The sequence below is a fragment of the Paenibacillus sp. BT-177 genome, from assembly GCF_025846815.2.
Classification (GTDB): Bacteria; Bacillota; Bacilli; order Paenibacillales; family Paenibacillaceae; genus Paenibacillus; species Paenibacillus polymyxa_C.
The window spans coordinates 783,755-806,259 of record NZ_JAOYTP010000002.1; the positions used below are offsets into that span (position 1 = coordinate 783,755).

Here is a 22,505-nt window from a genome sequence, read left to right on the forward strand (position 1 = left end):
AGATTTATTAGCTTCCAGTTAATAAATTTACAATTTCCAACATCATTGATGAATCTTATTCAGAACATATTAAGAATCGTCTGTTGTTCTTGATCGGGCACTTGCTTGGTAGTGAGAATAGTACGAATTAGCTCTAACACCTCTGTATTAACCGCATTATAAACGGTGTCATTTTTATGACTTTGAAGTTGATTGATCCGATTTCGAATCTGCTGACTAGGGTAAACAACCCCCTCCATATGTTGTTTGTAATCTCCATTTCGATTTCGTGCAATAAGCGCTGCTGCAAAGCCTTCCTCCAGACGCTCAAGTGTAACTTTGCGTGTAGTTTGCTGCTTACTTAGCCATTTGTCCACTTCTTTTAAAGAAGAACTGGTATTAACAGAAAAAGTGGAGATAGTCGGATATCTTTCTTTCATCAGCTGTCCAAGTACTTTTCTCGGACCTAATTCTAACGCAACGGTAATACCGTTCTGATATAAATAATCCATCGTATCTGTCCAGCGTACGGGGCTTATCATTTGCTTGTACAGCAATTCATAAATCGAGAATTCATCATGTGGTAAGGCTGTTACATTGGAAACAACCGGCCACCTTCCCTTGCGTAGCGGGAATTTCTTTAGTTCTACGGCAAGCTTATCTGCTGCAGGCTTCATCAGAGTACTGTGAAAAGGCCCGCTTACTGTTAAATAGTTAACCTTACTATGTTCTAGACGTTTGATTTGCTCCACTATTCGAGCCATAGGTTCTGTATGTCCCGATAGCACGTACTGATTGTCCGAATTGTGACATGCAATAGATATAACATCACGATCCGTAGATATCTCTTGACATAAGCTCTCCAGAATAGAAGCAGAAACATTCGCAACAGCAACCATAGTCCCTACCCCGTTAGCTGTAGTCTGCTGCATGAGCATTCCTCGTTTTCTCACGATTTGAAGTCCATCTTGAAAAGAGAAAAAACCGCTGCACACCAATGCTGAATATTCTCCTAAACTATGCCCGGCCAACAGTTGAGGTTCCAGTTCCAGTATTTCTCTGCTAGCATAATATGCAGCAAGGCTGGCAGTAAGTAAGGCTGGCTGGGCATTCATGGTCTGAAGAAGCTCTTGGGAATCTCCCTCAAAACAAAGTTTTGAGAGTTTTACACCTAAGGTATCATCCGCTTCTTCGAATAAACGCTTTACCACATTAAAATTATCCCATAGTTCTTTACTCATTCCTACATATTGCGAACCCTGCCCAGGAAAAATAAAAGATACTTTATTCATCTGAAAACCATTCATCTGAAAACCTCTTCTCCAGTGAGCTTCCTGAATATGTGTACTTTTTAAATTTAACTTCTGTTGCAAGTTATAACCTTTATAGTATTAAAGCAGAAATTTATGATCGACATAATTAATGAAAAAAGGAATCATTTAAAAACAAATTAATCATATGTAATCACCGTGTACTAGCATTTAATCAGCTTGTATTAATAATTTATAAATCGTTATTCCAACCCATGTTCTACTCCTTTTACGAATTAAAATAACGATTTATTTCAACAAAGTCAATGAATAAGTCAACCTCCAAATGTTACATTTTTGTAAATAAAAGGTCGTAAAATGTAGAATTTTGTTGATTGTCATTACATAAAGTCGTTTTCCTGAAAGAATAGCTCTTTTCATTATTTTCACTACATAAAAATAAATAAAATTAAATTATGCAATTGTTAAATATTTTTAAAAGATTTATATAAATACATTTTTATTACATTTTCTCATTTATCCAAATTATGATAATACAATCTTTTTTTGAAGCTTGATCTTAAGCTCAGATTACTCTACATTTGAAAAAAAAAAATTAAAGACACGATATGAGTCAGATGTCCTTTACTTCATGATGTTGCTGCTTAAATCATAAATACGATGTAACAATTAAATAACTCAAATATAATTTTAGAAATATGCGCACTAAAAAATCTACAGATTTTACCAACTGGTGAGTTTTGCAGTCTTCCACTGCCGCTCGCTTAGTCTTGAAAAAGTCTGTAGATGTGATAGATATTGCTATTCGCTTTACTAAAATCATTTCCCACTCAAGTTCTAGTTATAATCCTCCCAATAGCGATACTTCATTTCATTTTCACCTTTGGTGACGATGATCATGTTCTCCACATGCCCAGTTTCTTTATTTGTTCGGTAGATCATGGTACGGGTTTCTCCCTCATCGGGGACAGAGAATAGCACCTTGTCACTGATCATGCCGCCACCAATGCCGACAACGTGTTCTCCCCAGCCGGAGGCTGCGCCCGAACCTGCTCCACTGACGCCAGTCCCGCGCGACAAAATAAGACCCATTCCATAACCGGTAACGGTCTGGGCCGTTTTACCTAGAGCGTGCTCTCCAGCTGATTGAGTATGCTTTTGGACCCAGTAATCGTATTTGTCCGTATTTTGCTCATAACTTATAATATTTCCTTTTTTATCTATAGATATATCCGTTTTGCTTCCGTCTTTACCTGTCAGTTCAGTGACGGCAACAAGGGAATCGGATGTGATCTTGGAGGTCGCTCCTGTATTATAATCTGTACGGATAACCGAGTCCTCGTATTGCAGCCGCAGGACATTCATCTGGTCGTGGATCTTCTGCATGACCTGCTTGTCGCCGATGGTCTCTGCGTTTTTCAATAGTTCCTCATATTGATGATATTTATCCGCGTCTGCCTGCTCCCACTCGTCTATATTTTGGGGTGAATCCACGATATCTCCAGTATGATTTCCACCCTCTCCGCTGCCCGCCAGCGCTGCACTGGCGTTCATCGCTGCTGCCAAGGCTGACCAGAAGCCACGTGTGCTCCCACCATCCGCATTTCTAAACTTCAAAGCAATACTTTTTAGCTCAATTTCAATGGATTGAACCTTATTTAATATAGAAGAAAGCGTATATTTAGCTGTACGATAGTCATTATAAAAACGATTTCTCTCCATACCATCCCACTGGCTGTGAAGGTGGTTCATTGTGCTATCCAGACCGTTTAGCTGGTTATACAGTATGCCGTGGGCATTGGCAAATTGGGAGGCCACGTTATCCAGCTGCTCCGGTGTGACTTGGATTTTTGTCATGGTGATCACATCCCATCTTCGAAAATAGGAGATAGACATTATAGTTTACAGTAATCCTTATTTCATATTGTAAGCTATAGAAGTCGGACATTCATGAGGATTTATACGTATTTGTGTATTCAGAAGCAGTTCCTTTGATATAATGAATCCATATGAGTTTATTTCGACAATATATTATTGAAAGTCAGGTGTAAGGACATGTCAGACAAAAAAATTATTTTTTTCGATATCGACGGTACATTACTGGACGATGACAAGAAAATGCCGTTAACCGCCAAAAAGGCTGTCTTTGCTTTGAAAGAGCAAGGACATGAGGTAGCCATCGCAACAGGACGTGCACCTTTTATGTTCAAGGATATCCGTGAGCAGCTAGAAATTGATTCCTACGTTAGCTTTAATGGGCAATATGTCGTGCTTCGCGGGGAAGTCGTCGCTACCAATCCGCTGAATCGTGAAGCCTTGCAAGCAATGACCGATCTGGCACTCACCCATAATCACGCTCTCGTATATATGGATCATCTGGACATGAAAGCCAATATTCCTAACGATGAACTTGTGGAGAAATCGGTCCAAACACTTAAGGCCAAGATTTCAGTCGGATACGATCCGCTTTACTTCCAGGGAAGAGATATTTATCAGACGCTGTTGATGTGTACGGCAGAAGAAGAGCCTTACTATGAAGCGGTGTTCAAAGCATTTGACTTTGTACGCTGGCATCCAAGTTCAGTGGACGTTGTTCCTCACGCTGGCTCCAAAGCAAAGGGAATTCGCGAAATTACGTCCAGACTGGGCATTGCCGATGAGAATCAATACGCTTTTGGCGATGGATTAAACGATGTGGAGATGCTGACAACTATACATAACAGTGTCGCGATGGGGAACGGTTGTGATGAAGCCAAAGCCGCTGCTAAAATGGTCACAAAACGCGCAGACGAAGACGGAATTTTATACGGACTGCAAAAGCTTGGTTTGTTAAGCTAACAGAATTGTTTGACACGCTGAGCATGTTTCGGGAAAAATCAAGTCGGTTTAATGACTTAGATATGAGAAAATAGGAGGTTGTCGTTGGTATGGAAACGGAAGGCTTACGCAATGTCGAACAACTAGCCCTGAAGAAATACAAAATTTACAAGCAAAGCCTGCTCCGGTATTTGGCGCGTTCCATGCTGGCGAGTATGTTTATCGGATTCGGCGTTATTGTCGCCTTCAAGACGGGCAACTTTTTTTACATGGAGCATTCTCCATTCACTTATCCCATGGCGGCGCTCACGTTCGGGGCAGCCATCATTCTGATCGCGTACGGCGGCGGGGATTTGTTTACTGGCAACACCTTCTATTATACCTATGCTGCACTCCGTAAAAAGCTGCGCTGGGGTCAGGTGCTGCGGCTATGGACTGCCAGCTATGGAGGCAACTTGTTAGGTGCTGGGGTTTTCGCACTCCTTATATACCTGACAGGGCTGTTTGACTCCTCCAACGTGAACAGCTTTCTGCTGAGCGTGGTTGAACATAAAATGGAAGCGCCTGCAATGCAGCTATTCTTCCGCGCAATTTTGTGTAATTGGCTGGTCTGCCTCGCCTTTTTTGTGCCGATGTTTATGAAGGAAAATGGTGCAAAGATGTTCGCTATGATGCTGTTTGTATTCTGCTTTTTCATTTCGGGATATGAGCATAGTATAGCTAATATGTGTACTTTCGCCATTGCGCTCGTGCTGGATCATCCGGGTACGGTCTCTGTCGCTGGCGTCATCCATAATCTCGTTCCGGTTACGCTTGGGAATCTGGTGGGTGGCGTGCTGCTTATGGGGGTTATGTACTATTCGGTCAATCTCCCGTTTTTGGACGAGGAGGAACACTAAAAAAGAAGCCGTGGAACCTAAGTTCCATGGCTTCTTTGCATTAATTTCGAAAAATTGCGTATGCAGTGTCTGCAGATGCTTCTTTGCTGTTTATTCTGTTTGAGCAGGAAAATGAATAAATTCCTCCAACTCCTTGAACAGCTTTTTGGGATTGACGTTGTCAGGTACAACCAGAGTTAGCGGCTCATCCAGCTTGAGCACATACATGCCTAAAATGGATTTGGCATCTGCCATACCGCTTTTGCCATGAATCCAGATGTCATACGTATAATTGGATACGATTTGATTGATCTTCTCAATATCCTTAACGTTTTTTACCTTGATGGGTGTCATCATTGCACAGCACTCCCCTGCGTTGAATTGGGGCTTACGAAACAAGCCTTAACATCACTATACCCTATTTATAAAGAACGTTGCACAAACTTATTTAGAAAATGACATGCGGCGCGGAGCTGACCTTCCAGTAGCTACCGACCTTTTCAAAATTCACGGTGATTTTCTCGTTCGCCTGCTTGGTTTCTGCCGGATAAGGCACGGTCAGCAGGTAGCTGCGCTTCACCGGAGTCATGGTTACCATTTTCGCCGTAGCCCGGCTGAACTCTAGCAAATTGCCGCCATCTGCGTTCAACTGAGCTAGTCTGCCGTTGACTTCAACGAAAAATTTGCCGACAAATTGCTCACTGGCCTGTTTCGTATAAGCCTGCGTTAGATAGTTGATCAATTTGGTCTTCGTACCGATGTCCTCGGACAAATAGCGGTAGCTTTTACCGTTCAACTGGAACGCTTGGCCCAACGATTTGCCACCGCTGATGGCATACTGATAACGAGACTGCGCCTCCAGCACAAGCGGAATCGCACTCTCATGGTTCAGCTTGTCCAGCTGGGTTGGATTCACGCTAGTAGCTGTAGCTGCGGCTGGCGCCGAAGTAGACGGCTGATCCGGCTTGGACGGCTTGGCAGTCGATGGTACAGACGGAGCTGCCGCTGGTGCTACCGACGCGGATGGGCGCGGTGCTGGTGCAGACGGAGCTGCTGGTGTGGCCGCTTGGACGGAACCTGCGGCTGGAGCAGTTGTTGCTGGAACTGACGGCGCTTGCGCAGGGGCTGGCGTCGCAACAGACGCTGATGCTGCTGGTGCAGGCACCTGGGTCGGTACAGTTGCTGACGGGACGGCAACACTCGGTTGCGCCGCGTTCGCTGGACCGGACACGGCGGGCGCAGCAGCAGCGACCTGTGCCGCGCTCAAAAGTGTGGCCGCAACACATAGTGCGGATAGTTTCGTATTTATTTTCATACTCAAATACACCTCCATAATCATATGTCTGCATAAACTGCACACGTTTCTATTATAAGAATTTCGGTGCTCGATTAGGTTGCTAAATTGTTTCTATTTGCCTTTTTTTGTTCATTCTGCACGAAGTTTGTCCGTATTTGCCGGGAGCGTAGGTTCTGACCGTTTCTCCTGCTTTGCCTCGATCTCTTCCAAGGATCGTGACATTTGCTTCACAGAACGGTCCAGCTGCTCCAATCTACGGTTAAGGGTGACGAGAATGTATTTTAACAGAATCAGGCTTAATGCTGCAGGGAATCCGACATTAGTTACGAGCTCGATCATGCTTTCAGTCGTTAAAGAACTCACAGATTCCGCCTCCTTTATCATACACATGTATTACCTTTGTAAGAACTAGCGTTCCCATCTATATGGAAAACATACGTTCCCCTCTGCACCCATAACAAAAAGAGCCCCGATTAGCATGGAGCCCTTTCTGATTATATTCATTTAACTAGCATTCAACCCACTACCGAGCTGCATATCAAGGAGTGTATATGTTCGGCTACTGGGGCTTGGACATCCCTTCTCCCAGATAAAATCCGGTGTGCGGGGGCTGATTATAGGCTACGTTTTGCCAGGCCACACTCAGGCGATACACCGGATCATGCATAAGCGTGTAGAATCGGTGTTCTGACTCGTAAGGTGTTGTGTAGATACGCAGCGCCGAATTATCACTTTTGCGCCAAATGACTTCCTCCCGCCAGTCACCGAACAGATCAGCCTGCAACGACGGTGTTCCTTTGGTTCCGTTATTGGAACTCGTCCCTGTGGCCGTAAGCAAGTTGGAAGTCGTCGAGTTCGTATAGTTCCACTTGTCAATTTTACCAGCGCTTGAGGAGGTATGATCCAGCAGTTCACGGAGCAGATCTCCATCCCACCAGATACCAAAGTTAATGGAAGAAGGCGTCGTATTGGTAATGAGCTGCCCCTGGGCTGAACGTAACCCAATGCCTGGTGCCCATTGCTCATTCCCCTTCGTACGCGGATCAATGTCTGCCGACATGCCTCGTCCGGTATCCTTGCCTGTTTTTACGCCCCATAAAATGTTGCCATTGCGCGGATCGTACATAGCTGCTCCGTAGGTGGCATTTTTATCCTCGTTCACCTTAAACACTTCATATCCTGAACGGTCCGGGTCCAAATCCCCGACATGAAGCGCATCTCCATGTCCCATTCCCGTGTTAGCCAGCTTCGCTCCGTTATCGTCTACAACCAGTGAGCCATACACGATCTCATCCTTATCATCTCCATCCACATCTGCCACACTCAAACTGTGATTCCCCTGTCCAGCCGTCCCGGCATTGGTGGAGCTGTTGCTGTCAAAGGTCCAGCGGCGGCTTAGATTGCCGTTCCGCCAATCATATGCGACTAGAACGGTACGCGTGTAGTAACCACGTGCCATCACTATGCTGGGTCTCACGCCATCCAGATAAGCAACCCCGGCAAGAAAACGATCCACACGGTTACCATAGTTATCTCCCCAGCTGGACACCGTTCCGCGCGGTGGCACATAGTCAATCGTACTAAGGGCCTTGCCTGTATCACCTGAGAACACAGTTAGAAACTCGGGGCCCTTCAAAATATATCCACTCGTGTTGCGATGATCAGCCGAAGCGTCGCCAATCTTTACACCTGTACCATCTACCGTGCCGTCTGCTGTCTTGCATACAACCTCTGCTTTACCATCTCCATCAAAATCATAGACGAGAAATTGCGTATAGTGTGCACCAGCCCGAATGTTCCGTCCCAGATCGATTCGCCATTTGCGTGTTCCATCGAGCTCATATCCGTCCAAAAATACATTTCCCGTATACCCGGATTGCGAATTATCCTTAGAATTGGAAGGGTCCCATTTCAGCACAATCTCATACTCGCCATCCCCATCAAGATCCCCCACACTGGCATCATTGGCATTATACGTGTAGTTCATATGATCCGGGGTTGTACCTCCCGCAGGCTGCTGTATGGGAACGTCCAGATAGTTGCTGTTCCACGCCTTTACCGCTGGAGAAGCGGCCTGCTCTGCTCCGTTAACCACGGCACGAACGGTATACGAAGATGAGGTCGTACCTGCCTTGTCCAGGAAGTTGGTTCTCGATGTAATCGGCGCATCATTCACCTTGCTTGCCCCTCTGTACAGATTGAAACCAACCGAATCCGCTTCCGTACCCAATAAGCGCCAGCTCACCAGTACACCCTCTGGTACCTTCACTGCGACAGTTCCCCTGTTCAGCTTCTCCATTTGCCTTGTAGAGGCAGCTGAGATTGGGCTATCCATCGGAGTGACCACTCCACACAACATGACACCGAGACAGAGCAATACAGCATGCCGAAACCTTTTGTTCATCTGATCATTAGCTCCTTTCATGGTTTGTATTTTCAATAAATTTATTTTATCTGACTGATAAGTTATTGTTGTTTAAATCTTATGATAGCGCTTACATGAATGTAAAGGGACGAATTCGTCCTTTTTGTTCAAAAATCCGGGCTAATACTTTAAAAATCAGAGGTCCATGAATAATCGTTCTTCGTCAGCTATGCTTTGGATATCCTCTGAGCTAATACTGATATATTGATAGCCTTCTGCCTGCTGTTTTTTCAATGCCAGTTCCTTCATAAAACGTGGGCTACCCTCTCCGGCATCCTCGTCATACACAAGCAATAAACCGTCTGTTTTGCGGAAAAGGAGTTCATCCCGTGCCTTGAGTTGCCATATTCCCTGATACGGCTGGCGGCTAACTACTCCCACATAGTCAACTTCGGCACAAATCTGCTGAAAGTATTCCTTTTTATCCTCCTTCCATTTTTCCTCCATATTTTGATAAGCCATCATAATAGAGCATTTTAGGTCGGGGTATTGCTGTTTTAATGCAATGACGACCTCGCAAGCCCACAAGTCCACCCCGTATTGGCCGGGGGTAATCACCCATTCCAGCCCATCTTCGATCAGGGGAATCAGCCTGCTTGTAATCGCCTTTTTAATGTATGGAATGCCTTCGTGCTTTTGACTGAAAATATTCAGCTCATGGGCACGATAGCCAGAAACGAGCAAGTTTTTCATCATCTCATCGTCCTTCTGAAATTATCATAAAGATTATTGTAAAAACGAACCTCTGCCCTATGGGCTAAAGAAGGTTCGTCTTTTGGGAATTTAGTATTCAATCAAAATTACTTTATGATGCTTAATGAATTCCTATCACGCCCGCATATCACCCCTCGGAGTTTACACGCCGATCTTGAATTCTAACATTGCTACTCAACACACCAGCATCGCTACTTATTTTGAACGACGGGTAACTAGGATCTGCCTCAAGCCGCATTTTGCTATCGAACTGCTGCTCCTGCTGCCGATCTACCCAAAAAGAATAAGAATCGGACTGAACTGCTATATCGGTTGCATTCGGTGCATCGATCACCAAGATGACAAGTACGCCGTTGCATCCACAATCTTCTGTATCATAAAACAACTTGAACATGCCTGGCCGTCCTGAAAGGACCATCGCTAGCCTTTCAACCGACAAGGAATCCAACTCTAAATGTATACTCATGAAATGAACTCTCTCCTTTGTAATTGAGATGTTTGGACATATTTGGACTCAACAACTTCAAAAGTCTAAATATAAACTATATTTTCATTATAATCATCTCAAAACTTTAAGTACAAGGAGATCATTAATGATGGCATTTATAAAAGAGACCGTTTGTTTCTTCGCGGAGATTCTGCTGAATGCACATCTCTACTTGGTTCCTTTGTGCCCAACGATTCAAATCCACCCTTACATTTGTATTAATTTGTTTGGTATTTATCAAGTTTGAACCATTTTTGAAATTCACTCTGGCTAATTTTTTTAACAGATTTCACCTTTTTTCTGTCCATGGAGTATCTGTATAATTTCTTTTGATCAGATGGATACTCACTTATATAGTCTAAACTTTTTCCATCTTTATGCCATAAAATCAGGCCAGTGCTAATATAATCCGTTTCTCTAGGAAGATATATAAAGCCATCCTTCTTCGTATTATAAATGGCTAGGGAGCTGCTTGATGTATCACCGAACGAAAAGACAATTTGATCTTCTTTTGGTGACCAATTATAAGCAGTAATGGATTCTACATTTTTTTTGCCTTTAGCCTTTAATAGATCATTTACAATGGTAGATTTTCCGGTTGTAAGATTGATTAGTAATAACGTATCGCCTGCACTACGCTGTGCCTGTATAGCCAACCATGTATTAGAAGGAGATAATACTGCACTCGATATATCACGCAGTTTATCATTATATCCATCTGTTTTAAGGGTGTAACTCTTTTCTCCTTTTTTGATCGTTATGGATGTAATGACACTTTTCTCAGAACTCGGAACATTTTCCAGCTCGACTTTTTTTGCCAATAACGTAATGTTTTTTTCCTTCCACATTACTTGATCTGGAGTCTCGTTCTTTTTAAACTTAGTTATGGACTGATATACAGATGGATTTACAGTATTAACTGAACTTTGAACATAGGTATTAGGCTGTAATGTACTATTAGCGTTAGTGATAGAAAAGCCACTTATACTTCCCACCAACACTATACTCGACAGGAAAGCAATAGCGTATTTTAATCTTAGATTTTTCATTTTAATGCTCCTTTGCAAAAAGTTTATTGTTCTTAGGAGTCGTTATTGAAAGAGAAAGGATAGGTGAATCTAAATATGAACAAACCTGCTCAATTTATTTCTATTCTTATACTTTCTATAAGTGTAAGTGTGTTTGCTGGTTGTGGAAAGCAGGAGACAACAGGAACCTCCACTAATGAAACAGTACCGGCAGCCTCAGAATCAGCAATTCAAGAAGGACCAGAGTTATCAACCGCACACCAAAGCTTGGACGAGATCAAATGGAATGAAATTAAAGATCCACTAATTGAGTATGGAATGATAACGAAACTCAAAGCGGCAATATCCGCCTTCGTATCAAACGATTTGGATCAATTCCATGCTGCCCTCAGTCCAAGGGTTGGAACAGCTCACGATTATCTCTTCGACTATCCGGTGAAGTTTACTGGTATTGCTGAAGCTCTACAAGAAAATGATCGGATATTGGTTCCCATTGTAGGCGAACGACTTAATAAAGAAGAAGGCTTCTCTCCCGATATACGGTATACCTTCTATTTTGAAAAGGATAAAGATGGTGTATGGAAAATTGTCTCAATTGACTGATTAGTTTCTCCTTCCAACCGAAAGAAAACGTTCCGATAAAATCAGAACGTCTTCTCTTCTTTAAAATTTATTTGAATAAGTTCTGCAGCAAGAAGCGTACACAAGAAAACCAGCTAATGTTTGTCATGAGGGTCCACTTGTACAGGGAAAATAAAACATTAGACTGACACACCTAACTTTGAAAAGCTTTTATATACCAAGCATCCATAGCAGAGTGTTCAGAACCTGGTAGAGGTTCATGTAAAAGTGTAAATCCAAACTTTTCATATAATAAACATGCAGTTTTTAATTCATGCATTGTTTCTAAATAGCATTTTTCATAATGTTTAGAGGCAAAAGACGAAGCTGTTTCCATAAGTTTCTTGGAAAGCCCTAAACCTTGAGCTTTTGGACTTAAGTATAGCTTTTGTAATTCGCAAACTTTATCATGTTCGTTAAACGGCGCTATGCCAATTCCACCAACAACTTCTCCCTCCATTTCTACTACCCAATAGTTCGCATGTTTTAAATTATTATAGTATTGGTGTAGGTCATTAAGTTGAGGGTCAAAATAAGCTGTTCCAGGAATCGCTAATCCAAGTGATTTTAATGAATCTTGTATAATTTCTTTTACTTTTGCATTGTCTTCTTTTTTCATTTCTCGAATAACCATATACGATCTCCTTCAATTAAATCTAAAATTCGGGAGCATACTGCCGGTAGTCCTTTCGGTCTGTGGTTCAGTATTTCAGTTCGTGATTCGCCGGACAAACGAACATATTTCGCTCGGCGTCAAAGGTGAATTTCCACTTTGGAAACAATCCTTGCTTGGGATGAAATCTCCGGTGAGCAATCACCGCAAAGGTCTTCCAGCTTTGAAGTCCTTTGCAAATTGACGTTGTTAAATAACCCGAATCAAGTGCTACGGCTTCGACCTTAAATTCAAAGCGTTTTTGCTGGCGGCCAAAAGCGACAAATAGGGCACGTATCCAAAGAAAACACTTTATTTTCTTTCAACACAACTAACATACTAACAGAAAAACACGCCAAGGACATGGTCGTGTTTCTCTAAAAACTGAACGGTATGATCGTTTAATATGGTATATTTTTTGTGACTATGCACTGATGTTACCTGTTGGTAAATGGAATAATGTAACTAAACAGGAAATACAACTCTTGAAATATATGTTATCTACGCACCGCCTGAGCATCCATTTGGTACAGTTCATCAAACAAAAGAAATGGCCATGTCTACTGAGAGATAGATAAATCCAATTAATTAGACATTTGCACATAAGATGGGGATGAGGTGATTCAATTGTTTAGCTCAAATACGATAGACACTGCACGAATTTAGGGAGATCATGATCTTGCTGTCATGATCAACTAATTCAGCTGGCCTATCCCGGATTTCCACGAACGACGGTAGCCCATACGAAACATCGGTAGCCGTATCGAACTATCGGCTGACGTATCCCCCTATGTCAGAACAAGGAAGAAACCTTCTCTGAAAATATGTTTGTACCAAACTATGCCATGCATGAAGGACTTCCAGTTCTGCTAACGAGAAAACGGAACTCCCACCTGTTGTCTTACGTTTTTTGATGGAACACCAGAAAATGAACGCCTATCTTGTTGGTTCGAAATCAACCATTTCCCGTGAAGTAGAGGCGGAGTGGGACAGTTTTCTTGACGGGTTTTTTATTCCCCTAAAACCACCTAGTTCTCCCCCGGCTATCATCATCTTAAAACACCTATTAAAATAGGCCGCCCAAATTTTGGGTTGACCTAATAATACGAAATCATACTTGAGAGAAAACCGCCTTTTACTCATATCGAAATCAATCTTTAATAAGAAGCTCGCCTAGCCGCTGTTGCAACTGATGGGCATAGAACGATAGTTCTGCTTCAGCGGCCAAATCCCGCAGCAATGCCTGGATCAAAAACGCTCTAGGTGCCTTATTTTCCAACTCTTCCTCAAGCAACACGGTCACTTGCTGAAGTTCCTTCTTTCTGGCATTTGGGATATATAGATCAGGAATGATCGACAAGATCGCTTGAAACAAAACGGAAATCCTCGCTGAGCTTGTCGGGACAAGTGACTCTAAATCCACTTCCTCATACTCTTTCATGAACTCATAGGTTAGCAGAGGCTGAGGTGAACATTTACTCAAACCTTGAACCAAATCATCCATACGTTCCGCGATAAATCCTGCTATTTTTTCGACGGTGATTGGTTTGTAGGCAAATAGCAGATGAAAAGTATACTCCCGGATCATGCCGCTAAACATGGCAGTTACGTCCCATTTCCAATCCAATATGGCAGAGCCGTATTGGCGCATCAGCAGGTTTTGGTAATAGCTGAACATCTGAATCTGAATCTGATGAATGAGGGTAGAGATGTTGTCGTTGCTCGCCGAGGGAAATTCATTGTAATCTCGGGAAATATAGTAGCCGTGACGGCCAAAAAATTGGAATAAACCCATAATTTCGGCCAGATACGTTTCCCGACGCGGTAATGCCATTTCCCGAATTCGCTCCACCTCATCCATCATATACTGCTGGCGTTGCTTCAATATACTGACGAACAACTCTTCCTTGGACTCAAAAAATTTATACAAGGAACCTTTGGCGATACTGCAATCGTCGGCGATATCCTGAATTGAGGTTGCTCTATAGCCTTTCTCCATAAAAAGGCGGATAGCAGATTGGACGATTTTTTCCTTTATTAAACTCATGCTTATGTCTCCTTATCACTTGTTACGGACAGATGTGATTTTTTCAAAGTTCCTTGATCAAGTATAGCCAATATCCAGCGAGCAAAAAAGAAGGCGTCGTGCCAAAATGAGGTGTCCGGTCCACTCCATGGTACTCAGTAAAAGCGTTCTCCCTTACATTAGAGCGATACATAGCATACAAATATGGAGTAAGACCAGCACATAAATAAGCCTCACAACAGTGTCAAGCCAATTTCGGATTATGAGCAACACGGTCATCAAGGCTGGAAAACCAAAAAGACCGCCCCATCGACTGACGAACCTGTCGGCTTGTCCATTCATGAAATGAACAGGGATCTCCAGAGGAGCAGACCAGACCACTATCATGGCGGCAAGCCACGCAAGCACCGTGACAAAAACGGTAGTTTTAGGATGAAAGAGAATCTTAATCAATGCGTTGCCTCCTTTTGTTCTATCTTATTTGGGAGTAGTAAGCCAGAAAGTCCAGTGCCAGTCTACGAATTCACCCAACCGGCCGGATAGTACCATACTTAGCGCGGGAGCGAGAAGCATTGGAATCCCAAGTAAACTGATGATTGCCCCTCGCTTGTCAGGTGAAGCAAGGGGATATAGCATGGCCATTCCAATCGGGGAAACCATGTCTCCCCCTAAACCTTGAATGATCCGAAAAAAAATCAGTTGTCCAGAATTTTGCGCGAATGCAGACAATATGGAACCTAACATGAATAATCCAATAGAACAAAGAAACACCTTCCTAGCACCGCATTTGTCCGAAAGCCATCCTGCCAACGGAATGACCGCAGAAAGTGAAAGTGTATAGGCGTTTACCGACCATTGAGTGGTCTGGAGCGAAACACCAAATTCCTGAACCCAGGTCGCGAGGGCCAGGTTAAGAGCTGTGCTGTTCAAAATCACCATAAACGTCCCAATGACGATCGCAAGCGTTGGTAAAAAATATAGACGGAATATAAATGACCCTTCCTTAGAAGATTCGTCAATAACTGCATGATGAGACATATACAAATACCTGCTTTCTCTAGAAATGAACGAAGGTTGAGGACTAAGCTAAGCCTGCTTCAGTCTAGCCCGTCAAGATCCTATTCGACCAATTAGTTTTATTAAAAACTTTTTGGTTTTCAATTCATCATATCCTTGAGAGCCAGGTGTGTCAATCCTCGATATAAAAAGATTTATTCGGATTATGAACTATTAGTTCTTTACAAAACTAAATAGTCAAAATAAGATAAATGTCAGGGGTCGAAATATACAGCATTGATTTAGTCATGAAAAAACAGGGATTTATAAATGAACGGAAGGAAAAGAATATGCAAAAAAACAATCATGAGCACACCGCTGCACTCTATTTTGATGGCTTGACCAACTTCAGGGATTTCGGAGGCTATGCCACCACGGATGGGAAGAGAGTAAGAAAGGGAATCCTGTTCCGCTCCGACGAATTGTCAAAGTTATCGAGAGCCGACATGGCACGAATGGATCAAATCGGCCTTAAGCTGATTTGCGACTTAAGAACGGAAACGGAGCAGAAATCGAACAAGAGCCGCATGCTGAATCAGGGAGTCGAAGTAAAGAATTTGGCCATGCAGGATAAAAGTCAGGAATTTACCCGTCTCGAATTTATAAGGTATTTAATTAGACATGGCAAGGATATCGATTTTGAGCAAACGATGAAAGACATGTATGATCATATGGGAACTGGCTCTAAGTCTACGTTACAGAAACTTTTCACTCTGTTGTCCGAAAAAGAGAAGTTTCCTGTCCTGATTCATTGTACTGGGGGCAAGGATCGAACTGGATTCATCGTGGCGATTATTCAGCTGTTTCTGGGAATTCCCTACGAAAGCGTGCTTGAGGACTACTTGCATTCCAATATATGCATCGGGCCACGTATGAAAAAAGCCGAGAAAATGATCCGACTGATGAGCTTTTACCGAGTGCCTGCAGAGCGAATCAGGCCCATGCTGGAGGTGAAGCGTGATTATCTGGAGGACGTGCTACAGGGAATTATGAGCCGGCATGCGAACATTGAAGGATACTTAAAAAACGAATGCGGCGTTTCGCAGCAGCACCTGGAACGCTTCAAAGAGCTCGCTCTAGAGTAACGAAATTGAAGTTACCTTGTCCAATCTACTATGGGGTATTCTGGTATTTAACCGAGGACTGATCAAGGGAAACTATATGTACATTCACCGATGGAAGATAAAATTGACTCTATACTTAACTATAGTGTTTATAATTGGTGACGCGAAACAACAAGAAAAGATTTAGTGAGGGGATTTTAAATGATATACGTGGCGTGAGAGCTGTAAGACGGAACATCTCCTGCAGAGGAAATGAGCCTTTGTCCGGAAATGCTCGAAGGCAAGCTTGATGAAAGAATTGTTTCTGGGAACACAGTCGGAGATGAGGAATTTGTCTCCCAACTGGCTTTCACTACAAAGAGTAGAGGTCTCAGACAATATACACAATTAAAGTGTATGCCTGCCCACATATTGATAAGTACCTTCGGGTAAACAAGCCACTCATCTTGCTGATTAAAAACGAGCGAGCCACATGTTATACCTTGTTTACGAACAAATGTCCCGCCTTGAGGAAACAATTGATCCTGCGAATGAGGCTCTCCAAGCACATCTGCCACAGTTCCATGATATTTTAGTACATATGCGACCGTCTCCACCATCGACATATTGTGAAAAGAACAAAAGAAATACCTCCTGTGGTTCCTGATAAACCTGGAATATAGTCGCTCTGCCAGGCGGTACCACTAAATACAACGTGAATGTCCAACTTTGTAACATCTTAATTACGTCAAAGTTGAGCTATAAGTAGAGCCAGTGACTGTATAGGTGAAAAACACGCTCGCTCTACCACCTTTTCCATCCTCTGCTGTCACAAACACCTGTGTGCTTCCTGCTGATTTGGGCTTTAACGTAAGCTGTTGACTTGTTACTTCTGCTTCTACTACGTATACATCTGAAGTGATCACATGATACGATAGTTCATCCTGATCACCACCAAAAAATACATTTTTTAAATCCACTAGTGTATCTCCAGAACCCACAATGCCATATTGATCGGGAGGAACTGTGGCTGTGACAGGTACATGGTTAGGTGTGGGTGTGGACGTTGGTGTTGGATTCGTTGTAGAACTGCCACCGCCGCAATGCGTCAGTGGTTCATCTGGGCGAAATGAGCCATCCGGATAATCAGTGATCGCCCCTTGCTTCACAGCCTCCTGTACTGCCTGTAACGCCTCGGACGACATATTTTTGGATTGATCGGTAAAAGATACTGTATTCGCTTTAGTCATAATTGCTGATGTGTCCCCTTTCTTTTCCACATGAACAAAGCTGTGGTCCCCATGCTATACCTGCCAGCAACGTCTCGATTAGCGCTTTCTACCATTCTTTATTTGTTCTTAATTCACCAGTTTCTCCCTGTACATGGTTCATTCTTTTGTTAGGAAAAGATCTTATCATCCACTTCTGAACCGATTCTGAACAATCTTAAAATTTTATTTATTCTTAGTTGGAACTTGGTAGAGAAAAAAAGAGCACTTAGCCAGATAGGGATAAGCACTCTAAAATTTTTATAAACATGGATGTACAGGCCCTCTCAGGAAGTTGTAGGCTTCCATTGAAAGGTAGCTGCTGACTTAGATGGAAGGGTTGATTTGAAAACTTGATTTCCCTGCCGAACCTTAAATGTTTTTGTGTTCTCTCCCGTATTGGCGGCAATCAGGATTAGCGTACCGTCGGGGTTACGATAAGCGACCGTTTCAATACTTCCACTATAATGAGTAGAATCAATACGTACCGCACCAGGACGGACAAATTTGCTGGCATGTCCAATCGCATAATATTCTACATTTTTCGTAACGGCACCGCTTAACGGGTCGATGGTCACTACACCTCTACAGTTGGTACATCCACCATTGGTCGGACCGCCGGACGGGTCAAGTGCAATATTCCAAAAGAGGACATTTTGCGACCAGTTTCGGGGTGCGCCAATAATCAGCTTGGACATATCCCAGCTTAAATCATCTCCAAAGCCCGGACTCCATGCTCCTCCGCTGCATTCTGTCATATAAACAGGCTTATCCGGAAAAGCATTGCGCACGTCTGACATCGCTGTCGGCTCTCCTTTGTAGCAATGAAAGGCCGTTCCGTGCGTGTAGCTTCGAGCCTGTTCGTCTCCCAGCACGGTCTTGGCATATTCACTCCCAGTATCCCAGTTATGGTCAAAGGCAATAATATGGGTAGACAAATCGTTTCGACTTAAAGCAGGGCCTAAATATTGCTTAATAAATTTCGCCTGCTCTACTGCTCCCATACTCATGCTGGGATACTTGGACGTGGTGAATTCCGGCTCATTTTGAATGGAAATCGCCTGAATGGGAATCCCCTCATTCGCATAGGCCTGTATATAACGAACAAAATAGTCAGCATACGCCTGATAGACACGCGGATCGGTATAGTCCAAATACCAACCGTTATATATCTGCTCACCATATTTCATCCAGGGCGGGGCCGTCCATGGAGTCCCCATAATCCGTAAATCCTGGTTTCTTCTCAGAATTTGCTTCAGCACATCGATCACATCCCGATCCTTGGCAATGGAGAAATGATTTAGCTCATAGTCCTTGCCTGTGGCCACATCATCGTAGGTATAGTTGCTAGGCTGTCCCTGTTCATCCACTGAATAATCTGATGCTCCAATGGTATGGCGAATATAGCTTAATTGAATACCGCCGGCTGTAAACAAGTCATTGAGCAACTGATCACGCTGATTGGCAGACATGCCATGATTCATCAGATATGCGGACGAACCGGAAACTGCTGCGCCAAACCCTTCCATCGTCTGGTAACGAATATCTGGTCTAATCTCAACCGTCAGTGTATCCGCATTCGCTGCAACTTCGTTACTGTTGTCTTTTCTCCATGGGATTGGGGCTTGCTGTGTCAGACGATTCGCCGGGTCTGGTGTGGTTAGCCACATACTGACATTCCTTTCGCCTGCCGTGTTCACACCATTCTGCATAGCCAGACTGATCAGAATAGCACCAATCAAGATGATAGCTGCAACTATAAGCAGGAAGAAGTCAGAACGTCGTTGTTTTGGGAGTTTCTTCATCTAAGGTCCTCCTCTCTCCATAATCAGACTGTCCCCTATATTTCCTTCTATTTCAGCTTTCACTTGGGTTTCCCTTTGCATACCTACTGAATGTTACATATCTATAGCAAAAAGAGAGCCGGTGTTAGTGCCCGTGCTCTCTTGAAATTTAACCACTTTAAAAGGAATATAACGGGATTACTTTTTTGCCTTTTCTGTAGAGGCTGCCGGAATCGTAACAATTCCTGTCAGTCTTGTATCCTGAGAGGAGCTGCCTACATAAATCGGAACTTCACCAGATGGCATAACCCATGCTTTGGATTTTTCATCCCAATAAGAGAGAGCTTTCGGGTCGAGCTCAATGCGAACCTTCTTCTCTTGGCCCGGCTTTAACTCTACCTTGGCCCAACCTGCCAATTGACGTGATGGAGTCTCTACATTGGTCGGAAGCTTACCGCTGTATACCTGCACAACCTCAGCTCCGGCTGTTTTGCCAGTGTTTTTTAATTTAAGCGAAACCTCGACAGAACTTGTACGATCGGATTTCTTTCCACTCGCATGCTGTTTTACCTTCAAATCACTGTACCCGAAAGTTGTATAGGATAAACCGTGTCCAAAGGAAAATGCAGGTTGAATACCCGATTTCTCATATCCACGGTAGCCTACAAAAATACCGTCTGAATAGTCACCGACTCCATTGACACCCGGAAATTTCTCCGGTGAGGATACAGGTGTAGACTGCTCGTTAACCGGGAAGGTTACTGGCAGCTTGCCAGAAGGATTCACATCCCCAAACAAGACGCGCGCTATGGCATTCCCTTGCTCTTGACCAGCAAACCATGCCTGTACGATCGCAGGAACTTTGTCCTGCCAGGTGTCCATTTGCACAGCTCTGCCGCTCATTTGTACCACAATGGTTTTCGGGTTGGCAGCGGCAACCGCACGGATCAGCCGATCCTGATTGTTCGGCAGCTCCATATCGGAACGCTCCACATAGCCTTCACTTTCATACGTACGTGTGACCACAATCGCAACATCCGATTTTTTAGCCAGCTTTACAGCATTGTCAATCAGCTTGTCTGTCGTATCTGCCGGAGGCTCCCAGCCCAGACGAACCATACCACCAGAATCGCGACCATTCGTTGGATAATCGGCACGATATTCAATTCGTATCTTATGCTTTTCCCCCGCTTGGAGCGAGATGTTTTTCTTCGTTGTTCCCAGCTTCGTACCTTGATTATCTACAAATAGCTTGTCATCAAGATACAGCTTGCTTGATCCCAAACTGGTTAATGACAATGCATAGTCACCATCCTTGGGAGCTGCAATGGCCCCTGTCCAGCGTGCAGATATCAAACCATTTAGTGTTGTTGGGGTATTAGGAACTTTAGGGGACTTCGCATTGAAGCCCTGATAATTATAAAAGCCAAGATTCATATTGACTTGATCATCATTGCGCACAAGAATCGGATTGCCTTCCATCTTGTTATTCGTCCAGTATTCGCCTCGCAGTCCCTGCTCAGCATCGCCATAAGTCGCATATCCAACACTGACATTCTCTTTCTGATCGGATGTGGTCAGCAACGAAGACGGAACAGCTGATGGACCTGGCATAATGTCTCCCGCAGAAACAGGGTCCGTGCCCGGTGCATACTTGACGGTAACTCCTTTGCCTACACGATTACGGATGCCTTCCAGCGGACTCACCGTGTACGTCGGGTTTACCAACGAACTGCCTCCGCCTGCCACTGTGCCGCTATCTGCATCTGGACCAATCACAGCAATGGATTTGAGTTTATCTTGAGATAACGGTAATACGTTGTTTTTATTCTGAAGCAGTACCATACTTTCCTCAGCCAATTGACGGGCTGTTTTACCATGGTCACGGGCATCAATTTGATTATTTTGAGCCGGGTGATCAAACAAACCTTTACTGAACATTTGCACCAGAATGCGCTTAGCCTTATCATCAATCGTTTGTTCACTTACCTTGCCATTCTTGACAGCATCCAGCAGCTGGTCTCCCCATTTACCATAAGGTGTTCCGGGTGTTTCCAGGTCCAAACCGCTATTTGCCGATTCGACTGTACTCAGATTTGCGCCATAATCACTCATCACGAAGCCTTTGAATTGCATTTCCTTTTTCAAAAGGTCTGTCATGATGGTCTTGTTCTCACATGCCGATTCGCCGTTGACCTTGTTAAAGGAGCACATAGCTCCGCCCAAGTCTGCCTTAGCAATAGCCTCCTCAAACGGGCGTATGTAAATTTCATGTAGCGCACGGTCACTGACTTTGACATTTGTCGTGAAACGCTCCGTCTCCTGATTATTCATAAGGTAATGTTTCGCAGTCGCCAAGACAGGGTGGCTTTGCACACCTTTGACATAAGCGGTCGCCATTTGCGATTGCAGTAGCGGGTCCTCGCCCATAGATTCAAAGTTCCTCGATCCCCATGGAATACGGGCAATATCCATCCCCGGTCCAAGCACCACATTATGAGTCGTATTAAAAGCCTCGTCTCCAATCAAATCTCCATACTGTTTGGCAGCCTGGGTATCCCACGTTGCAGCCAATGCAATAGGGGCCGGCAACGCAGTTGATTGCTTGTCCTGCACATCCGGATTGGCGATCCGAACACCCGCAGGTCCATCTGCCATCTTTAACGCCGGAATACCCAACCGTTCCATCGGATTATTATAAAATCCATAATAATTGTTGACCTTACCAGTCACCAGATCTATTTTTTCTTCCAGCGTCATTTCTTGTAACAGCAATGCTGCCCGTTTCTCAGCCGACAGGGATGTGTTCATCCAAGGCCGATCTGTCCGGCTTCCTGCCGCTTCTGCAATATGCATAGGTCCGATCACAACAGCCGCAATGACTGTCATCATCACCATACGGAACAACCATGTTGTTTTTACTTTCACGTTTGTAATTCCTCCTTGATGTTTGGTCATGAGGTGAATACCTATTCAACGCTCACAGGCTTGCAAAGGCTCTCGACCCTGCGAGCTCCAACAAGAATCCAGAGCCACGGGGTAAGCAAGCAAGTCAGCAAAAGCCGCAATGGCTCAAGTGACACGTTTACCACCCTACCGCACATTTTCGGAAATTTCATTGAAAGTTTTTGGAAGAAGAATACTAGGACCTTCATTCTT

General features: G+C 43.8%; 20 protein-coding genes and 2 pseudogenes. 5 read left to right on the top strand and 17 right to left on the bottom strand.

The genetic code is table 11. The features are described 5' to 3' along the window. Positions 1 to 59: 59 nt before the first annotated feature. Positions 60 to 1,286, bottom strand: a complete 1,227-nt coding sequence (gene fabD, locus OIU26_RS09755; RefSeq protein ID WP_264216678.1) for an ACP S-malonyltransferase — start codon at positions 1,284 to 1,286, stop codon at positions 60 to 62. An 801-nt stretch (positions 1,287 to 2,087) separates the two neighbouring features. Next, a complete protein-coding gene (locus OIU26_RS09760) occupies positions 2,088 to 3,107 on the bottom strand; it encodes a WXG100 family type VII secretion target (protein ID WP_013369606.1) in 1,020 nt (339 codons plus the stop codon). A 198-nt stretch (positions 3,108 to 3,305) separates the two neighbouring features. Between OIU26_RS09760 and OIU26_RS09765 the strand changes: the two genes are divergently transcribed. Next, entirely contained in the window at positions 3,306 to 4,088 is a 783-nt protein-coding gene (locus OIU26_RS09765; protein WP_264216679.1) for a Cof-type HAD-IIB family hydrolase, read from the top strand. 89 nt (positions 4,089 to 4,177) lie between these two features. Next, complete coding sequence (locus tag OIU26_RS09770; protein WP_264216680.1) at positions 4,178 to 4,966, top strand: formate/nitrite transporter family protein; 789 nt, start codon at positions 4,178 to 4,180, stop codon at positions 4,964 to 4,966. Between the two features lie 90 nt (positions 4,967 to 5,056). On the opposite strand, the gene OIU26_RS09775 is transcribed toward OIU26_RS09770, so the two are convergent. The 7 genes from OIU26_RS09775 to OIU26_RS09805 form a co-directional block, all read right to left on the bottom strand. After that, positions 5,057 to 5,302 carry an HPr family phosphocarrier protein gene (locus OIU26_RS09775; protein WP_264216681.1) on the bottom strand — a complete coding sequence of 82 codons (246 nt, stop codon included), beginning with the start codon at positions 5,300 to 5,302 and terminating at the stop codon, positions 5,057 to 5,059. Between the two features lie 91 nt (positions 5,303 to 5,393). Then, positions 5,394 to 6,260 carry an IseA DL-endopeptidase inhibitor family protein gene (locus OIU26_RS09780; RefSeq protein WP_264216682.1) on the bottom strand — a complete coding sequence of 289 codons (867 nt, stop codon included), beginning with the start codon at positions 6,258 to 6,260 and terminating at the stop codon, positions 5,394 to 5,396. A 111-nt stretch (positions 6,261 to 6,371) separates the two neighbouring features. Beyond that, positions 6,372 to 6,605, bottom strand: a complete 234-nt coding sequence (locus OIU26_RS09785) for a hypothetical protein (protein WP_102163335.1) — start codon at positions 6,603 to 6,605, stop codon at positions 6,372 to 6,374. A 196-nt stretch (positions 6,606 to 6,801) separates the two neighbouring features. Continuing rightward, on the bottom strand, positions 6,802 to 8,646 hold the full coding sequence (locus tag OIU26_RS09790; RefSeq protein ID WP_436449042.1) for a rhamnogalacturonan lyase: 1,845 nt from the start codon (positions 8,644 to 8,646) through the stop codon (positions 6,802 to 6,804). Positions 8,647 to 8,802: 156 nt separating this feature from the next. Continuing rightward, complete coding sequence (locus OIU26_RS09795) at positions 8,803 to 9,363, bottom strand: SLOG family protein (RefSeq protein WP_025679708.1); 561 nt, start codon at positions 9,361 to 9,363, stop codon at positions 8,803 to 8,805. A gap of 145 nt (positions 9,364 to 9,508) precedes the next feature. Then, positions 9,509 to 9,847, bottom strand: coding sequence for an iron-sulfur cluster biosynthesis family protein (locus OIU26_RS09800; protein WP_025679706.1), 339 nt, complete (start codon positions 9,845 to 9,847; stop codon positions 9,509 to 9,511). A 239-nt stretch (positions 9,848 to 10,086) separates the two neighbouring features. After that, positions 10,087 to 10,917 (bottom strand): hypothetical protein, encoded by an 831-nt coding sequence (locus tag OIU26_RS09805; protein ID WP_264216683.1) that lies wholly within the window; start codon positions 10,915 to 10,917, stop codon positions 10,087 to 10,089. A 75-nt stretch (positions 10,918 to 10,992) separates the two neighbouring features. Here OIU26_RS09805 and OIU26_RS09810 point away from each other — a divergent pair, with 75 nt between their 5' ends. Next, positions 10,993 to 11,499, top strand: a complete 507-nt coding sequence (locus tag OIU26_RS09810; protein ID WP_165082689.1) for a hypothetical protein — start codon at positions 10,993 to 10,995, stop codon at positions 11,497 to 11,499. 172 nt (positions 11,500 to 11,671) lie between these two features. Here OIU26_RS09810 and OIU26_RS09815 read toward each other — a convergent pair whose 3' ends face one another. Beyond that, positions 11,672 to 12,151 (bottom strand): GNAT family N-acetyltransferase, encoded by a 480-nt coding sequence (locus OIU26_RS09815; RefSeq protein WP_025679703.1) that lies wholly within the window; start codon positions 12,149 to 12,151, stop codon positions 11,672 to 11,674. A 70-nt stretch (positions 12,152 to 12,221) separates the two neighbouring features. Next, positions 12,222 to 12,463: pseudogene (locus tag OIU26_RS09820) on the bottom strand (IS5/IS1182 family transposase); the annotation flags it as partial. Positions 12,464 to 12,588: 125 nt separating this feature from the next. On the opposite strand from OIU26_RS09820, the pseudogene OIU26_RS09825 reads away from it, so the two are divergent. After that, positions 12,589 to 12,743, top strand: a pseudogene (locus OIU26_RS09825) (cupin domain-containing protein); the annotation flags it as partial. Positions 12,744 to 13,319: 576 nt separating this feature from the next. Here OIU26_RS09825 and OIU26_RS09830 read toward each other — a convergent pair. The 3 genes from OIU26_RS09830 to OIU26_RS09840 form a co-directional block, all read right to left on the bottom strand. Beyond that, positions 13,320 to 14,216 (bottom strand): TetR/AcrR family transcriptional regulator, encoded by an 897-nt coding sequence (locus OIU26_RS09830; RefSeq protein WP_264216684.1) that lies wholly within the window; start codon positions 14,214 to 14,216, stop codon positions 13,320 to 13,322. A gap of 153 nt (positions 14,217 to 14,369) precedes the next feature. Continuing rightward, positions 14,370 to 14,648, bottom strand: a complete 279-nt coding sequence (locus OIU26_RS09835) for a DUF1648 domain-containing protein (RefSeq protein ID WP_264216685.1) — start codon at positions 14,646 to 14,648, stop codon at positions 14,370 to 14,372. A 24-nt stretch (positions 14,649 to 14,672) separates the two neighbouring features. Further along, positions 14,673 to 15,233: an MFS transporter gene (locus OIU26_RS09840; RefSeq protein WP_264216686.1), complete on the bottom strand. Its 561-nt coding sequence runs from the start codon at positions 15,231 to 15,233 to the stop codon at positions 14,673 to 14,675. A 308-nt stretch (positions 15,234 to 15,541) separates the two neighbouring features. On the opposite strand from OIU26_RS09840, the gene OIU26_RS09845 reads away from it, so the two are divergent. Then, a complete protein-coding gene (locus OIU26_RS09845) occupies positions 15,542 to 16,336 on the top strand; it encodes a tyrosine-protein phosphatase (protein ID WP_058829602.1) in 795 nt (264 codons plus the stop codon). A gap of 701 nt (positions 16,337 to 17,037) precedes the next feature. On the opposite strand, the gene OIU26_RS09850 is transcribed toward OIU26_RS09845, so the two are convergent. The 3 genes from OIU26_RS09850 to OIU26_RS09860 all read right to left on the bottom strand — a co-directional run bounded on the left by OIU26_RS09850 (position 17,038) and on the right by OIU26_RS09860 (position 22,274). Further along, positions 17,038 to 17,544 carry an S-layer homology domain-containing protein gene (locus OIU26_RS09850; protein WP_264216687.1) on the bottom strand — a complete coding sequence of 169 codons (507 nt, stop codon included), beginning with the start codon at positions 17,542 to 17,544 and terminating at the stop codon, positions 17,038 to 17,040. Between the two features lie 305 nt (positions 17,545 to 17,849). Next, entirely contained in the window at positions 17,850 to 19,367 is a 1,518-nt protein-coding gene (locus OIU26_RS09855) for a glycoside hydrolase family 30 beta sandwich domain-containing protein (protein WP_264216688.1), read from the bottom strand. A 177-nt stretch (positions 19,368 to 19,544) separates the two neighbouring features. After that, positions 19,545 to 22,274, bottom strand: coding sequence for a beta-glucosidase (locus OIU26_RS09860; RefSeq protein ID WP_264216689.1), 2,730 nt, complete (start codon positions 22,272 to 22,274; stop codon positions 19,545 to 19,547). Positions 22,275 to 22,505: the final 231 nt, after the last annotated feature.

Excerpts from the sequence above, each read along its gene's own strand:
- fabD (WP_264216678.1), bottom strand. The coding sequence starts at position 1,286 with ATGAATGGTTTTCAGATGAATAAAGTATCTTTTATTTTTCCTGGGCAG.
- OIU26_RS09760 (WP_013369606.1), bottom strand. The coding sequence starts at position 3,107 with ATGACAAAAATCCAAGTCACACCGGAGCAGCTGGATAACGTGGCCTCC.
- OIU26_RS09765 (WP_264216679.1), top strand. The coding sequence starts at position 3,306 with ATGTCAGACAAAAAAATTATTTTTTTCGATATCGACGGTACATTACTG.
- OIU26_RS09770 (WP_264216680.1), top strand. The coding sequence starts at position 4,178 with ATGGAAACGGAAGGCTTACGCAATGTCGAACAACTAGCCCTGAAGAAA.
- OIU26_RS09775 (WP_264216681.1), bottom strand. The coding sequence starts at position 5,302 with ATGATGACACCCATCAAGGTAAAAAACGTTAAGGATATTGAGAAGATC.
- OIU26_RS09780 (WP_264216682.1), bottom strand. The coding sequence starts at position 6,260 with ATGAAAATAAATACGAAACTATCCGCACTATGTGTTGCGGCCACACTT.
- OIU26_RS09790 (WP_436449042.1), bottom strand. The coding sequence starts at position 8,646 with ATGAACAAAAGGTTTCGGCATGCTGTATTGCTCTGTCTCGGTGTCATG.
- OIU26_RS09795 (WP_025679708.1), bottom strand. The coding sequence starts at position 9,363 with ATGATGAAAAACTTGCTCGTTTCTGGCTATCGTGCCCATGAGCTGAAT.
- OIU26_RS09800 (WP_025679706.1), bottom strand. The coding sequence starts at position 9,847 with ATGAGTATACATTTAGAGTTGGATTCCTTGTCGGTTGAAAGGCTAGCG.
- OIU26_RS09805 (WP_264216683.1), bottom strand. The coding sequence starts at position 10,917 with ATGAAAAATCTAAGATTAAAATACGCTATTGCTTTCCTGTCGAGTATA.
- OIU26_RS09810 (WP_165082689.1), top strand. The coding sequence starts at position 10,993 with ATGAACAAACCTGCTCAATTTATTTCTATTCTTATACTTTCTATAAGT.
- OIU26_RS09815 (WP_025679703.1), bottom strand. The coding sequence starts at position 12,151 with ATGGTTATTCGAGAAATGAAAAAAGAAGACAATGCAAAAGTAAAAGAA.
- OIU26_RS09830 (WP_264216684.1), bottom strand. The coding sequence starts at position 14,216 with ATGAGTTTAATAAAGGAAAAAATCGTCCAATCTGCTATCCGCCTTTTT.
- OIU26_RS09840 (WP_264216686.1), bottom strand. The coding sequence starts at position 15,233 with ATGTCTCATCATGCAGTTATTGACGAATCTTCTAAGGAAGGGTCATTT.
- OIU26_RS09845 (WP_058829602.1), top strand. The coding sequence starts at position 15,542 with ATGCAAAAAAACAATCATGAGCACACCGCTGCACTCTATTTTGATGGC.
- OIU26_RS09850 (WP_264216687.1), bottom strand. The coding sequence starts at position 17,544 with ATGACTAAAGCGAATACAGTATCTTTTACCGATCAATCCAAAAATATG.
- OIU26_RS09855 (WP_264216688.1), bottom strand. The coding sequence starts at position 19,367 with ATGAAGAAACTCCCAAAACAACGACGTTCTGACTTCTTCCTGCTTATA.